The 15,395-nt window shown below is 42.4% G+C and carries 12 protein-coding genes, 1 tRNA gene and 2 pseudogenes; 13 read left to right on the top strand and 2 right to left on the bottom strand.

Annotated elements, in window-relative coordinates; all coding sequences use genetic code 11:
• The first annotated feature begins 4 nt into the window (after positions 1 to 4).
• The 9 genes and pseudogenes from prfB to AACQ83_RS24540 all read left to right on the top strand — a co-directional run.
• Positions 5 to 1,103, top strand: a protein-coding gene (gene prfB, locus AACQ83_RS05180; RefSeq protein WP_112876715.1) for a peptide chain release factor 2 whose coding sequence is annotated in 2 segments (ribosomal slippage) — positions 5 to 79 and positions 81 to 1,103 — 1,098 coding nt in all. Because the reading frame shifts where the segments join, the coding sequence is not laid out codon by codon here.
• A gap of 9 nt (positions 1,104 to 1,112) precedes the next feature.
• A complete protein-coding gene (gene lysS / locus AACQ83_RS05175; RefSeq protein WP_112876714.1) occupies positions 1,113 to 2,627 on the top strand; it encodes a lysine--tRNA ligase in 1,515 nt (504 codons plus the stop codon).
• 150 nt (positions 2,628 to 2,777) lie between these two features.
• A tRNA-Gly gene (locus AACQ83_RS05170) sits at positions 2,778 to 2,855 on the top strand.
• A gap of 340 nt (positions 2,856 to 3,195) precedes the next feature.
• A complete protein-coding gene (locus AACQ83_RS05165) occupies positions 3,196 to 3,948 on the top strand; it encodes a hypothetical protein (protein WP_112876713.1) in 753 nt (250 codons plus the stop codon).
• A gap of 1,083 nt (positions 3,949 to 5,031) precedes the next feature.
• Positions 5,032 to 5,655 (top strand): CatB-related O-acetyltransferase, encoded by a 624-nt coding sequence (locus AACQ83_RS05160; RefSeq protein WP_112876711.1) that lies wholly within the window; start codon positions 5,032 to 5,034, stop codon positions 5,653 to 5,655.
• 290 nt (positions 5,656 to 5,945) lie between these two features.
• Positions 5,946 to 6,860 (top strand): Rpn family recombination-promoting nuclease/putative transposase, encoded by a 915-nt coding sequence (locus AACQ83_RS05155; protein WP_112876710.1) that lies wholly within the window; start codon positions 5,946 to 5,948, stop codon positions 6,858 to 6,860.
• A gap of 47 nt (positions 6,861 to 6,907) precedes the next feature.
• Positions 6,908 to 7,170: pseudogene (locus AACQ83_RS05150) on the top strand (ISNCY family transposase); the annotation flags it as partial.
• 101 nt (positions 7,171 to 7,271) lie between these two features.
• Entirely contained in the window at positions 7,272 to 7,478 is a 207-nt protein-coding gene (locus tag AACQ83_RS05145; RefSeq protein ID WP_049582303.1) for a hypothetical protein, read from the top strand.
• Between the two features lie 147 nt (positions 7,479 to 7,625).
• A pseudogene (locus tag AACQ83_RS24540) lies at positions 7,626 to 7,721 on the top strand (IS982 family transposase); the annotation flags it as partial.
• Between the two features lie 127 nt (positions 7,722 to 7,848).
• Here the strand turns inward: AACQ83_RS24540 and AACQ83_RS05140 are convergent.
• Positions 7,849 to 8,616, bottom strand: a complete 768-nt coding sequence (locus AACQ83_RS05140; protein ID WP_112876709.1) for a DJ-1/PfpI family protein — start codon at positions 8,614 to 8,616, stop codon at positions 7,849 to 7,851.
• 176 nt (positions 8,617 to 8,792) lie between these two features.
• Between AACQ83_RS05140 and AACQ83_RS05135 the strand changes: the two genes are divergently transcribed.
• On the top strand, positions 8,793 to 9,764 hold the full coding sequence (locus tag AACQ83_RS05135) for a GlxA family transcriptional regulator (RefSeq protein WP_112876708.1): 972 nt from the start codon (positions 8,793 to 8,795) through the stop codon (positions 9,762 to 9,764).
• Here AACQ83_RS05135 and prpR read toward each other — a convergent pair whose 3' ends face one another.
• A complete protein-coding gene (gene prpR / locus AACQ83_RS05130) occupies positions 9,765 to 11,429 on the bottom strand; it encodes a propionate catabolism operon regulatory protein PrpR (protein WP_112876707.1) in 1,665 nt (554 codons plus the stop codon).
• A gap of 324 nt (positions 11,430 to 11,753) precedes the next feature.
• Here prpR and prpB point away from each other — a divergent pair, with 324 nt between their 5' ends.
• The 3 genes from prpB (at position 11,754) to AACQ83_RS05115 (ending at position 15,379) form a co-directional block, all read left to right on the top strand.
• The gene (gene prpB / locus AACQ83_RS05125) at positions 11,754 to 12,644 is read left to right on the top strand and encodes a methylisocitrate lyase (RefSeq protein ID WP_112876706.1); all 891 of its coding nucleotides are present in this window, start codon (positions 11,754 to 11,756) and stop codon (positions 12,642 to 12,644) included.
• A gap of 61 nt (positions 12,645 to 12,705) precedes the next feature.
• A complete protein-coding gene (gene prpC / locus AACQ83_RS05120) occupies positions 12,706 to 13,872 on the top strand; it encodes a bifunctional 2-methylcitrate synthase/citrate synthase (RefSeq protein ID WP_112876705.1) in 1,167 nt (388 codons plus the stop codon).
• Between the two features lie 55 nt (positions 13,873 to 13,927).
• On the top strand, positions 13,928 to 15,379 hold the full coding sequence (locus tag AACQ83_RS05115; RefSeq protein ID WP_112876704.1) for a bifunctional 2-methylcitrate dehydratase/aconitate hydratase: 1,452 nt from the start codon (positions 13,928 to 13,930) through the stop codon (positions 15,377 to 15,379).
• Positions 15,380 to 15,395 lie beyond the last annotated feature (16 nt).

Genomic DNA, 15,395 nt, shown 5'->3' with positions numbered 1-15,395 from the left:
AAATATGTTTGAAATTAATCCGGTAAAAAACCACATTCAGGACTTGTCTGAACGGACAACGGTTCTGAGGGGGTATCTTTGACTACGATGTCAAAAAAGAGCGTTTAGAAGAAGTTAATGCTGAATTGGAACAGCCTGATGTTTGGAATGAACCGGAGCGGGCACAGGCTTTGGGTAAAGAGCGTTCCTCATTGGAAGAGATTGTCGAAACTATCGATCAGCTTGAGCAGGGTCTGGAAGATGTACAAGGTTTACTGGAACTGGCAATAGAAGCAGACGATGAAGAGACTTTTAATGAAGCCGTGGTAGAGCTGGAACAGCTCGAAGAAAAGCTAGGTCAGTTAGAATTTCGCCGCATGTTTTCTGGTGAGTACGACAGTGCTGACTGTTATCTTGATTTGCAGGCAGGCTCTGGTGGTACTGAAGCTCAGGATTGGGCAAGTATGCTGATGCGTATGTATTTGCGTTGGGCTGAATCCAAAGGTTTTAAAACGGAAATCATTGAAGAATCAGACGGTGAAGTTGCTGGTCTGAAATCAGCGACGATTAAGATCATGGGCGATTATGCTTATGGTTGGTTGCGTACTGAAACGGGGGTTCACCGGTTGGTACGTAAAAGCCCATTTGATTCTGGTGGTCGTCGCCATACTTCATTCAGTTCTGCTTTCATCTATCCTGAAGTGGATGATGATATTGATATTGAAATTAATCCAGCAGACTTACGTATCGATGTTTACCGCGCATCCGGTGCGGGTGGTCAGCACGTTAACAAAACAGAATCTGCGGTGCGTATTACCCATATTCCAACCAACATTGTGACTCAGTGTCAAAATGATCGTTCTCAGCATAAAAATAAAGACCAGGCGATGAAACAGCTAAAAGCAAAGCTGTATGAACTGGAGATGCAGAAACAGAACGCTAATAAACAGGAAATGGAAGAGAATAAATCTGATATTGGTTGGGGTAGTCAAATTCGCTCTTATGTTCTGGATGATTCACGCATCAAAGACTTGCGCACCGGCGTTGAAACTCGCAATACACAAGCGGTGCTGGATGGTGATCTGGACAAATTCATTGAAGCAAGCCTTAAAGCTGGCTTATGAGGAACTAAAATGTCACAACAACAACAGGGCGCAGAACAGGCTCCCGATTTAAATAATGAACTGCAAACTCGCCGCGAAAAACTCGTAGCTTTACGGGAGAATGGAACTGCATTCCCGAATGATTTCCATCGTGAAAATATTTCAGAAGATCTACACGCGAAATACGACGACAAAACTCAGGAAGAGTTGGAAGCACTGAATATTGAAGTGACGGTTGGCGGTCGTATGATGACGCGCCGCATCATGGGTAAGGCTTCTTTCGTCACACTACAGGATATGGGCGGTCGTATTCAGTTATATGTTGCCCGTGACGATCTGCCGGAAGGTATTTATAACGAACAGTTTAAAAAATGGGATCTGGGAGACATTCTGGGCGCGCGTGGCAAACTGTTTAAAACCAAAACCGGTGAACTTTCCATTCACTGTACTGAATTGCGTCTGCTGACAAAAGCGCTGCGTCCATTGCCGGATAAATTCCACGGCTTGGCTGATCAGGAGACTCGCTATCGCCAGCGTTATCTGGATCTAATCGCGAATGAAGAATCGCGCAAAACTTTCCAAATTCGTTCTCAAGTCTTATTGGCCCTGCGTAGCTTTATGGTCAGTAAAGGCTTTATGGAAGTGGAAACACCAATGATGCAGGTTATTCCTGGTGGTGCCTCGGCACGTCCATTTATTACTCACCACAATGCGCTGGATATTGATATGTATCTGCGTATTGCGCCGGAACTTTACCTGAAACGTCTGGTTGTTGGTGGTTTTGAGCGTGTGTTTGAAATTAACCGCAACTTCCGTAACGAAGGTGTATCTCCGCGCCATAACCCTGAGTTCACCATGATGGAACTCTACATGGCGTATGCGGATTACAAAGATCTGATCGTTCTGATAGAAGAGCTGTTCCGTACCCTGACGCAGAATATTTTGGGGAATACCTTGGTTAAATATGGCGAACAGGAATTTGATTTCGGTAAACCATTTGCCCAAATGACCATGAAAGAGGCCATTTGTAAATATCGTCCTGAAACCAACATAGCTGATTTGGATGATATGGATAAAGCGGTGGCTATCGCTGAATCTCTTGGTATTGAAGTGGAAAAAGGTTGGGGCCTTGGCCGTGTTCAGTGTGAAATCTTTGAAGAAACGGCGGAAAGCCACCTGATTCAACCCACATTTATCACTGAATATCCGGCAGAAGTTTCTCCGCTAGCGCGTCGTAATGATGCAAATCCGTTTATCACTGACCGTTTTGAATTCTTTATTGGTGGACGTGAGATTGGTAATGGCTTCTCGGAATTGAATGATGCCGAAGATCAGGCTGAACGTTTTGCTGAACAGGTTCGCCAGAAAGACGAAGGTGATGACGAAGCCATGTTCTACGATGAAGATTATATAACGGCTTTGGAACATGGTATGCCACCAACCGCAGGTTTGGGTATTGGTATTGACCGTATGATTATGTTGCTGACAAATAGCCATACCATCCGTGATGTCATTTTGTTCCCGGCAATGCGCCCGCAGAAATAACAGTTTGAATTAAATTTCAAATTCCAACTCCCCTGTGACATAGCTGCCAGGGGAGTTTTTATTTTCAACTGCCTTAAATATAGACAACTTAAACAGATAATGGCTTGCTGATACCAACGAAGTCGCTATAATAATTTATGTTATTCCTAAGCGAGCGTAGTTCAATGGTAGAACGAGAGCTTCCCAAGCTCTATACGAGGGTTCGATTGAGCACACTTTCTGTTTGTACATATTATGTGTATGCATGCGTGGAATAATTAAGTTATTAATTTCATTAACACATTATTTTTAATGTAATATATTATTTTGAGATATTTTGCAAGATAACAGTGTAATCAAGAGAAAATAATTACAATTAGGTAGAAATTGTACCAGTAACCATACGGGCCATTTTAATATCCTTGTGTGAAATGTAAATGTAAAATCATTTCATATCGAGAATATTGCATATTTTAAAATATGTAATAATTCGATATAAAGCCAATTTTTAAATAATTCTATATATATAGAAAATGAAATTTATTTATATTTATTAAGGGTGTTTTATGTCAGAAGAAAAAAATTTAACATGGATTTTTTGAATGGATTAGGTAAAAACATCTGTCCAGTGTGTGGTGAAAAAGAATGCAAATATCCAAAAGATAAAAGGTGGGAAAAAGTACTTAATAGATTGATGGAGAACTACGCTAAAGGCAATATGACACGGGTAAAAATGGAATATTTAAATTTGCTTTCTCTTAGAAAATCGAATTTTAGTAAAACCAGTATTGGTGCAACTCAAGCATTTAATGATAATGCAAAAAAAGACAACAGTATGAGTTCATTTGGTTTGTTATCGCATTTTTTCGGGAAATCAGGCCGAGAAATTTCACTCTCTGAGATAGGTGTGCATGATCAAATTCGAGGATTGATGCAGAAACCGGGTGCATTTGGCAGATCAGAGGGTAGCATTCAATCTCGTTTTATTTCACAAATTCAAAACGGTGAACGAATTGATTTTAAAAATGGTTATGATTTTGGTACGGAAAAAAAAGTTCCAGTTTACGACCCACTTTGGGGTATTGGAGGCGCAACTGTCAGTGGAAAATTGACAGATGTTAGTGCTGAAAAAATGGGTGATGGATATAATGTATATGGTGTAATACATTATAAACTGTATGATAAATTCACTGACCCATACGATACATTTAACTGGGGGAAGGAGGATAATAATTGGTTTGGAGAGCCATTTGATATTACTGGGGAATGGAAAGAAAATGTAAATTTTCATGTCGAAAGACAAATTTTTGAAAATAAAGTTATGCAACTTCTTAAAAAATAAATAATCTCGTTAAGGCCGTGCATTTAATGCGCGACTTTATGTCAAATACCAAATTAAAAAATACTGATGAATAGTTGGCGGAATAATAATGCTTAGTATTAAAACAACAGTCATTAATAACGATGCTAATAGAGTTTTTTTTATCTTTCTCTCTAAGATAAAAAAATAGTTAACCAATATAGCTAGTAAGAAAAAAATCACAACCATCATAAAAAGCATAGCGGTGAGTAGCATAACATATCCTTTGTCGAAAGAATTTCTGTAATCATATAGCCAATTAATTGAAAATCATAGTGTTATTTCTTCCATTAATGTCGTCAGCAGTTGTTAATTCATAGGGATGGCCAATGGTTTTGTATCACTGGTTATCACGCATTTTCCGTTTTCATCCCAGACGGCAATTCCCCAGTCAGGGACGGGCTGAGGATAAACTAGCGTGAATATATAGATATTACATAAAACTAGAGCCTCGGGTGCGGACGTCCAAGCGGACCCTCCACAATGGTTTTGATCCCCAGTTCTGCAACCGTTCAGGTAAATGGGCGTACTAAATTTTTGATTTTTAGATGATGGCTAAAATTTGAGCTATCATCTAAAAATGTGGGATATCACACCTTGGTTTTATACAGACGGGTGAGGATATAGGGATTTTCACCATACCTTTTGCTTTTGTACATGCTGGATTTTCCCTTATGTAACGTAATGACTGACGATGAATTTCTTCGGCAGTCCATCATAGAAAACCCCTATAGTTGCTGTCCGGCCTCATCCGCTGGAGGTTCCCAAAACTATCAATGTATTGACCGGATTGTTCTAAGTTCCTCGCTCTCCAGTTTTACTTCTTCCTAAAAAATGCTGAGTAGTTCGCATTGAAAGTATATCTTTTGGTATGATGTAAATAAGATCAAAAGAATTTACGAATAATAACCGATATAAATTAATAACTAACTCATCGCCTAATATGAAAAGAATCCCGTTATTAAATCAACCACGAATCAGTTAGGAGTGATATATTATGAATGCGGATACATCACCGTAGAAAGCATTCTATGGTAAATGAATAATTAATAGAGACTATTTACTATGAAAGAAAAGCATTGGTCAAAAATCCAATTTTTACATGAAGCTGTAACTAATCAAAGTATTGTCATCAAAGGAACTCATAGCTATTATAGCGATTGCTGGAGCGGCGGTTTTGAAGAATCTGTCGTTCGCTATTTGTACGGTGATAAGATCAGTCTTCAATGGGAGTCTAAGTGGCCAATTGATAAATTGTATATTGGCGATTATGTTTGCATAGGTGCTGAAACTATCATTCTTATGGGTGGAAACAATACACACAGAGCAGATTGGTTCTGTTTATATCCATTCATGGAATATATCGAAGACGCCTATGTAGGCAAAGGTGACACGCATATTCATGATGGCGTGTGGCTTGGTATGCGTTCAATGATTATGCCAGGTGTCACTATTGGAGAAGGCGCTATCGTTGCTGCTAATAGCGTCGTCACTAAAGATGTTGAGCCATATAGTGTTGTAGCTGGAACACCTGCGAAATTAATTAAATATCGCTTTGAGCCGCACATTATCAATGAGCTACTTGCATTAAAAATATATGATTGGTCAGAAGAGAAATTTAATGCTTTAAAACCCTATCTCTGCTCTTCGGATATTAAGGCATTAAAATCTGCTGTAAGATTATATTAAGAAAAATAGTTAATTAATTCCGTAAAATAATTAATTAGGCTTGATTTGACTAATTAAATGTGATTTTTAAAATGTTCTATTATTGAATTATTTAACTGAAATGCATTAATTATTAGCTGAAATACCGTTTCGGCATTCAAGCTGCAAACGGTATTTTTCTGAAAGGAGTCTATCTTTAACTAGTTAAATAAAAAACATTGTATAATGGTATAAAAGAGAGATGAGACAGAGTTTATTGTTATTTATTTAATATTCCTTCAATATAAAAGAAAATATGCTACTATCCTCTTATGAAAAGAAAAAATACACCGACGCCACATGATGCTATTTTTAAAAAGTTTTTAAGTCATATTGATACCGCCAGAGATTTTCTAGAGATACACTTACCTGCCACATTACGGGCAGTTTGTGATCTTGATACACTGCGGTTGGAATCAGGGTCGTTTATTGAGGGCAATCTGCGGGCACATTATTCCGACATCTTGTATTCACTAAAAACTACGCAGGGAGAGAGTTATGTGTATTGTGTGATTGAACACCAGAGTTCCCCGGATAAGATGATGGCATTCCGGCTGATGCGTTACAGTATTTCAGCAATGCAATGGCATCTGGAGCAGGGACATGAAAAATTGCCGTTGGTTATTCCGGTGTTGTTTTATCACGGAAAAATACGGCCGTATCCGTGGAGTACCAACTGGTTCGACTGCTTCGATGCTTCGGCTCTGGCGGAAGAGATCTATTCCAGCGCGTTTCCGCTGGTGGATGTGACGGTAATCCCGGATGATGAAATCCTGACGCACAAACGGGTTGCACTACTGGAAATAGTACAAAAACATATCCGGCAACGTGATATGGCGGAGTTACGGCAAAAGCTGTCCATGTTGTTTGCGTATGATTACTATACAGGTGAGCAGCTAAGAAGCATGCTAAACTACATATTACTGGTGGGAGATACCGCCGATCCAGAAGGTTTTATCCGGCAACTGGCAGAACAGTTCCCGAAGTATGAGGAGTTACTGATGACAATAGCGCAGAAATTGAAACATAAAGGGCATCAAGAAGGGCTTCAAGAAGGATTGCTGAAGGGTAAAAAACAGGCAATTCTGGAAGTCGCTTGTAGAATGATGAACAATGGTATCGATCATGAAACAATAATGAAAAACACTGGGCTGAGCCAGAACGAACTTGAACAAATACATCACTGATTCGTGCTGAGAGCCGTAATCGGTATTTAAAGATTCGTGTTAGAAGAGGGCTTATCCGGCAAATAGCTGAACCGTCCCCTAGAAATATAAGGAGGTACTGATGACAATAGCGCAAAAACTGAAACAGAAAGCGTTCCAAGAAGGATTTCAGGAAACATACCAAGAAGCATACCAGGAAGGATTGCAGAAAGGTGAAAAACGGGCGAGTCTGAAAATCGCGCGCGCATTGATGGATAATGGTATCGATCATGAAACAATAATGAAAAACACTGGGCTGAGCCAGAACGAACTTGAACAAATACATCACTGATTCGTGCTGAGAGCTGTAATCGGTATTTAAAGATTCGTGTTAGAAGAGGGGCTGATCCGGCAAATAGCTGAACCGTCCCCTAGAAATATGAGGAGATACTGATGACATATGAAGAACTACTGATAACAATAGAACAAAAACTGGAACAGAAAGAGTTCCAACAAGAATTTCGAGATGGATTACATATAGGGAGGAAACTGGCGATTGTGACAATCGCGCATGCAATGATAGACATTGGTATTAACCTTGAAACAATAATTAAAATCGTCGTGCTGAGCCAGAATAAGCTTGAACAAATAGCCGATTGACTTATGCCGATACCTTAATCGGCATGAAAGTTCGTGTAAATAAGTGGGCAAGACTTTACATATAAGCGGTATATTATTTGGATAAGTTTGAAATCATACTTTTTCTGTCTGGTATTGAGCTTTTTAATTGAAATAGTATTTTAATAATTAAAGAATATTCCTCAAATAGAATATTCGAAACATCGTAATCCGATAAGTTTTCTTTTGGAAGCGGCAACCGGATTGGTTGCCTATACCTTTTAATCTAAAAAACAAATCTGGATTTATGCACCTATGAATTAGCCGTTCTCAGAATAGAAAATATTTCCGTTATTGGTAAATAATCGAATGCTGAAATAGGTTGAATTGAGCCATAATACGAAAATATATATCAGTAGATATCTGATATTCTCTTGGCGCTTTTAATTAAGATTTCTTTGTAATCAGGCGTCTGTTTTTCCACATTGGAAAATATAGCTTGAAGCGTGGCATGGGTTATTTCTTTGCCGGCGAATTCTGGCATGCCGCTATTGAACGGCGGTTTTGGGCTATATTGCATCGCCAGTTGGACTGCTTGTGCATATTCTTCACCTTTGATTTCAACAAGCAATGTCAAACCGAAATCAATACCTGCGGTGACTCCACCTCCAGTAACCCGATTTCTATCGATAACGACTCTTTTATTAACCGGTATTGCACCGAATTCGTTGAGATCGTCTATCATCGACCAATGAGTCGCTGCTTTATACCCTTTCAGCAAGCCTGCGGCCCCTAACAGGATCGATCCTGTACACACGCTGGTGACCCAAGATGCTTTACTTCCCACTTTATGTATCCAATCAAGCATGTCTAATTTGGCAAGCAAAGCATAAGGATTTCCTGTACCCGGAACACACAAAATATCCACTTTATCTAATTGCTCAAATGTAGTGCTCGGTGAAAATGATATATGTGCCAGCTCAGTACGCACCGGAAGTAAATCGCGCCAGACATATTCAATATTTAACCATCCTCCTACTTCAAGAACTGTCGCGGGACCAATCATATCAAGTGGCGTCATGCCTGGGAAAATGACAAAAGCGAGAGTGGGTTTTTCTCCAGACGATGCTTTCATTAACGAAGATAATGCCGCAGGATGTTCCTTAGATGTGTTTTTCATGGAGAAGTTTTCCTTATCGAGATTGAAAAGAGAACTGAAATTCATATGCCGCTATTTTTAGCGAGCGCTGAATATTTGTATTCCCGGTAGCAAATTGATGGAACAACTGTAACCGTAAACTAATTGGCGTATATGCCAATATTGCGACGATTTACGCCAAATGCCATAATTGCCTTATGGACATTAAGACTCTCTATTTTCTGATCTTCCCCAACGTAAATCTGCTGGACCTTTCAGGGCCATTGCAGGTCTTTACCACAGCTAATGAGCTAGCAGAGAAGTCTGGTCACAAACGGCCTTATGCCATAAAAGTCGTGGCTTGTGATCCCGGACAGGTAATGACGCAGGCTGGAATAACTGTGCAAGCAGAACCTTTACCTAAGTTAGATTCTCCCGCCGATACTCTGATTGTTGCAGGGGGCATTGGCGTTGAGTCAGCGGCGAATCATCCGCCATTGCGTAATTGGTTAAAGGGACATGCATCGCTGGCTAGGCGTATTGTGTCTGTATGTAGCGGGGCATTCATTCTGGCTGCTTGCGGATTGCTTGATGGCCGCAGAGTCGTTACGCACTGGAATAGCTGTGCTGAACTGGCCCGGCGTTACAGTAAGTTGCGGGTAGAATGTGATCCTATCTTTATTCAGGATGGCCCGGTGTGGACTTCTGCTGGTGTCACCGCAGGAATCGATTTGGCTCTATCATTGCTGGAGGAAGATTTCGGTCATAAACTGGCACTGGATGTTGCGCGGGATCTCGTTATGTTTCTCAAACGTCCTGGTGGACAGGAACAGTTTAGTGCTTCACTGGCATTACAAAGCAGTACGAGTAAATTTGCAGATCTGCACGCTTGGATGATTAACAATTTGGCGGGAGACCTTTCAGTGGCAGCTTTGGCTGCTCGTACCAATATGAGTGAGCGTAGCTTCGTGCGCCACTATGGCCAACATGCAGGGATTACGCCAGCCAAAGCGGTGGAGCGATTCCGCCTAGAAGCGGCGCGTCATCTTTTGGTTGAATCTACGCTATCGCTCAAGTGCATAGCCTCCCGTTGCGGTTTCGGCTGTGAAGATACTTTACGCCGCAGTTTCTTCCGGGCGTTCAGTAGCACTCCACAGGACTACCGTAAGCATTTCAAGGCAACATTTTAGCTATTTATTCCCTGCCATCTCTTTCTTCAATCGTCGCCACAACGTAGTACGGCTAATCCCCAGATATTCCGCGGTTGCATGGTGATTGCCAGAAAATCGTTTCAAGGTTTCATGAGCTGAAAGTGGTGCAACAAGTGAAGATTGTTGAGTTAAAGAGAGGAAAGACTTCATACTTTGTTCTGCCAGCTTGAGTGTAGATTGGCGCTCCGGTGAAAGCGCCAATATCAATTCTGGTGTTAAGGTATGCTCAGGATGGGCACTAAGGTATAACGTGAGTCGCTCCATAAGATTACGTAGTTCCCGGACATTACCGGGCCAATGATAGGCTTGCAATGCCTCCTGACAAGCAGCAAGCTCTTGCACTCTTGATTGTGATACCGGCAAATTTAATGCAGCAAATGCTCGTCGCAGATATTCCAGCGCCAATATACCAATATCATGACCTCTTTCCCTGAGGGCCGGAATGTTGATGCGCAATACACTTAGGCGATAGAACAGGTCTGTTCGAAAACGCCCTTCTTGAACCCAAGTATCCAAATCGCAATGTGTGGCGCAGATGATCCGAGCATCAACGGCAATAGGGTGGTGTCCTCCTACTCTGACAACGGATTTTTCTTCCAGTACCCGCAATAGCCGTGTTTGAAGAGGCAGTGGCATTTCACCAATTTCATCCAAAAATAGCGTGCCTCGATGCGCAACCTCAAAAAGACCTGCACGACCTCCCCGCCGAGATCCGGTGAAAGCGCCTTCCTCATAACCAAACAATTCAGCTTCCAGTAAGGATTTAGCAATGGCGCCACAGTTAACGGCGACAAACGGCCGTTGATGTTTACCTGTAATCTGACCATACCGCAGGGCATATTCATGGTGAATGGCTTGTGCCACCAGCTCCTTCCCTGTACCACTTTCCCCCTGTATTAGCACTGTGGCAGGCGAGCGGGCGTATAGCATAATAGTGTTGCGCACATGTTCCATTACCGCTGAATCTCCCCGGATATCATTGAGAGTATGGCGGGTACGTAAACTATTCTCGGTTGGATAGGCAGAAATTGAAGCTTGGCTGAGCTTGGTCATTCTGGCAATATCCAGTGCATCATGGAATGCCTGGCGAATAGAATCAGCAGAGTAGACAAAAACACCCACCAATTCAGCTTCATAGGCGAGGTCGGTAATTAGCCCGGCACCGACAATCACTTTAATGCCAATGGCTTTTAGTGCATTGACTTGGGCTCGTGCATCTTCTTCCGTTACGTAACTGCGTTGTTCAATACGCAAGTTGAACCGTTGCTGAAATTCTTCTAGCGCAGGTAATGTATTCTGATAGGTGATAACACCAATACGGGAGCTGATTTGTCGTGCACGGGCTAGTGCCTGCATAAAATCGAAACCACTGGCCTTAGCAATGATGACTGGTACTGGCAAACGGCTTTTAAGATAGGCGCCATTAGAGCCGGCACAGAGCACGGCATCACAACATTCAGTTGTTAACCGTTGACGAATATGTTGAACCGCATTTTCAAACCCAAGTTGGATAGGCGTGATATTGGCCTGATGATCGAATTCTGGTGTGATATCACGGAAGAGATCAAAAAGACGGGAAACAGATACTGTCCAAATGACCGGTTTATCACGGTTATCACGTTCTGTTGATGGTGTTTCTGCCATGCTATTCCTCTATCTGTACTCTGTTTTCATTTTTCTTAGCTGAATTTTATTCGCTTTTCCCACCACAATAATTCAATGTTTCGTAATTGTTTCGTTTATGTTTCATGAAACGTAATTGATTCATTATGAAACAGGTGGGTTTTTCTATCAATAGTGCTTTCCGACAAGCTAATAAATATTTTTAGTGCTATTTTTCAATTAAAAAACAATATAATAATTTTTTATTGTGTTTGTTTTTTAAAACCATCAGCTATTTCTAATTTTATTGGTACGAATATTGCTAGATAACAAATGTGTTTCATTATAATAACAATGAGGTCATGTATGACGTTTTCCTCGACCGGTTTGGCATTTCGTCAGGCGATAGAGGCTGAATCTCCACTACAGGTTATTGGCGCCATTAATGCGAATCATGCGTTACTGGCAAAACGGGCTGGCTATAAAGCTATCTATCTTTCTGGTGGCGGTGTATCGGCGGGTTCGTTGGGTATGCCTGATCTGGGAATTTCAACTCTGGATGATGTGTTAATAGATATTCGTCGTATTACGGACGTATGCGATTTGCCATTGTTGGTGGATGCTGATATCGGTTTTGGTTCTTCTGCCTTTAATGTGGCTCGCACAGTGCGTTCCATGATTAAAGCGGGGGCTGCGGGATTGCACATTGAGGATCAGGTCGGTGCGAAACGCTGCGGTCATCGTCCGAATAAAGAGATTGTATCCAAAGAGGAAATGGTTGATCGCATCAAGGCCGCTGTCGATGCCCGTACTGATAAAAATTTCGTCATTATGGCTCGCACTGATGCTTTGGCTGTTGAAGGATTAGCAGCGGCGCTTGATCGGGCAAAAGCCTATATCGAAGCCGGAGCAGACATGCTGTTTCCAGAGGCGATCACTGAATTACATATGTATCAAACATTTGCGTCAACAACCGGGGTTCCAATATTAGCCAATATCACTGAATTTGGTGCGACTCCACTTTTCACGACTGAAGAGTTGAAAAGTGTGGATGTCTCTATTGCGCTTTATCCACTTTCTGCTTTCCGTGCAATGAATAAGGCAGCCGAGCAGGTTTACACAACACTCCGTCGTGAAGGGACACAGAAGAGTGTGATCAGCATGATGCAGACTCGCAACGAGTTATATGAAAGCATCAACTACTACGATTTTGAACAAAAATTAGATCTGCTTTTCTCCAAGAAAAAATCTCAATGACGGACAGCTCCACCTGATATTCGTCGTTTTATATGGCATAAAAACAGTAGAGGTGATACCCATGAGCGAACAGAACACGATGACTGAGTTAACCACTTTCAAGCCTAAAAAATCGGTAGCCCTTTCTGGCATCAGTGCGGGTAACACGGCACTTTGTACAGTTGGGAAAACCGGTAATGATCTGCACTACCGTGGTTACGATATTCTTGATCTTGCAACCCAGTGTGAATTTGAAGAAGTTGCGTACCTACTGATCCATGAAAAATTGCCTTCCCGTGCTGAACTAGCTGCCTATAAAACGAAATTAACCGCACTGCGAGGTCTGCCGGGTAGCGTAAAGGCTGCACTGGAAACATTACCCGCAGCCGCCCATCCGATGGATGTTATGCGTACCGGCGTCTCCGTTCTGGGTTGTACATTGCCTGAGAAAGATGATCACAACCTCGCGGGGGCGCGTGATATTGCTGACAGATTACTGGCCTCTCTTAGCTCCATGTTGCTCTATTGGTATCACTATAGCCACAATGGACGCCGCATTGAGGTAGAAACTGATGATGAGTCGATAGGCGGACATTTTCTGCACCTCCTGCATGGTAAAAAGCCCTGTGAATCGTGGGAAAAAGCTATGCATACCTCCCTAATCCTGTATGCCGAACATGAATTTAATGCTTCGACATTTACCAGTCGTGTTATTGCAGGAACTGGCACAGATATCTACTCCGCCATCGTTGGAGCGATTGGTGCGTTGAGAGGACCAAAACATGGTGGAGCAAACGAAGTCTCTTTTGAAATTCAACAGCGCTATGAGAATCCTGATGAGGCTGAGAGTGATATTCTGGCGCGTTTGGCGAGAAAAGAGGTCATTATCGGCTTTGGTCATCCGGTTTACACTATTTCCGATCCCCGTAACAAAGTAATTAAAGATGTGGCTCTACAACTTTCTAAAGAGGCAGGAACCACCAAAATGTTTGATATCGCGGATCGATTAGAAGCGGTGATGTGGGCCACCAAAAACATGTTCCCGAATCTTGATTGGTTCTCAGCGGTTTCCTATCACATGATGGGAGTGCCAACGGCGATGTTTACACCACTGTTTGTGATTGCCCGTACAGCGGGATGGGCTGCTCATATCATTGAACAGCGTATTGATAACAAAATTATTCGTCCTTCAGCCAACTATACCGGGCCAGAAAATCGAGTATTTACGCCAATAGGTAAACGTGGGTAACGCTATTTTTGATGCAGAGATTCCTGCATGGGTGTTTTTTTAACAAGGAATTATTATGTCTACCTCTGTTGCAAGCAATCATCCTGAATATGATCAGGTCATTGTGGATATTGTGGATTATGTTATGGAATACGCCATCACATCATCCGTTGCCTATGAAACGGCTTATTACTGCTTTCTGGATACGCTGGGTTGTGGGTTAGAGGCACTGGAATACCTGGCCTGTAAGAAATTACTAGGGCCGATTGTGCCGGGGACAGTGGTGCCCAATGGCGTGCGGGTACCGGGAACCCAGTTTCAACTCGATCCCGTACAGGCGGCATTTAACATTGGTACGATGATCCGCTGGTTAGATTTCAATGACACATGGCTTGCTGCTGAATGGGGGCATCCATCCGATAACCTCGGTGGCATCTTGGCAGTGGCTGACTGGCTATCAAGAAATGCCGTGGCTGGTGGGAAAAAGCCGCTCACGATCAAAGATGTTTTGACGGGTATGGTTAAAGCACATGAAATACAGGGATGTCTTGCACTGGAGAATGCATTCAATAAAGTCGGTTTAGATCACGTCGTGCTGGTAAAAGTGGCTTCGACCGCTGTTGTTGCTGAAATGTTGGGGTTGAATCGAGAAGAGATCCTGAGTGCGGTATCATTGGCTTGGGTTGATGGTCAATCGCTGCGAACTTACCGCCATGCTCCCAATACCGGCTCACGTAAATCTTGGGCTGCCGGTGATGCAACATCCCGCGCGGTTCGCTTGGCCCTGATGGCGCAAAAGGGTGAAATGGGATATCCCTCGGTATTAACCGCAAAGACGTGGGGATTCTATGATGTCTTGTTCAATGGTCAGCCTTTCAAATTCCAGCGTGCCTATGGCTCTTATGTGATGGAAAACGTGCTGTTCAAAATCGCTTTCCCGGCAGAATTTCATGCGCAAACTGCGGTGGAAGCGGCAGTGAGCCTGCATCAACAACTGAAAGACGCCGGTAAGACTATCAATGACATTACAAAAATCACTATTCGTACCCATGAAGCTTGTATACGGATTATCGATAAGCAAGGCCCGTTAAACAATCCCGCGGACAGAGACCACTGTATTCAGTACATGATTGCGATTCCTTTGATCTTTGGTCGTCTTACTGCGGCGGATTATGAAGATAGCGTTGCGGCAGATCCTCGCATTGATGCACTGCGGGAAAAAGTAGTGTGTGTTGAAAATCTTGATTTTACCCATGATTATCATGATCCGGAAAAACGCTCTATTGCTAACGCATTAACTGTTACGTTTACAGATGGCAGCCAGCTCGATGAAGTTAAAGTTGAATTCCCCATCGGCCATGCTCGTCGCCGTAAGGAAGGCATTCCATTATTGCTGAAAAAATTTAGAACCAACCTGGCACGTCAGTTCCCTGAAACGCAACAGAGGAGAATCCTGTCTGTTTCCCTTGACCGTTCGTTGCTAGAAAACATGCCGGTAAACGAATACCTCGACTTATACGTTATCTGAATTTCCAATACTATCG

Origin of the sequence: Photorhabdus sp. S10-54 (genome assembly GCF_963878145.1) — a bacterium.
Classification (GTDB): Bacteria; Pseudomonadota; Gammaproteobacteria; order Enterobacterales; family Enterobacteriaceae; genus Photorhabdus; species Photorhabdus kayaii.
Note: the sequence above shows the minus strand (reverse complement) of the source record. Positions and strands in the feature narration are given on the sequence as shown.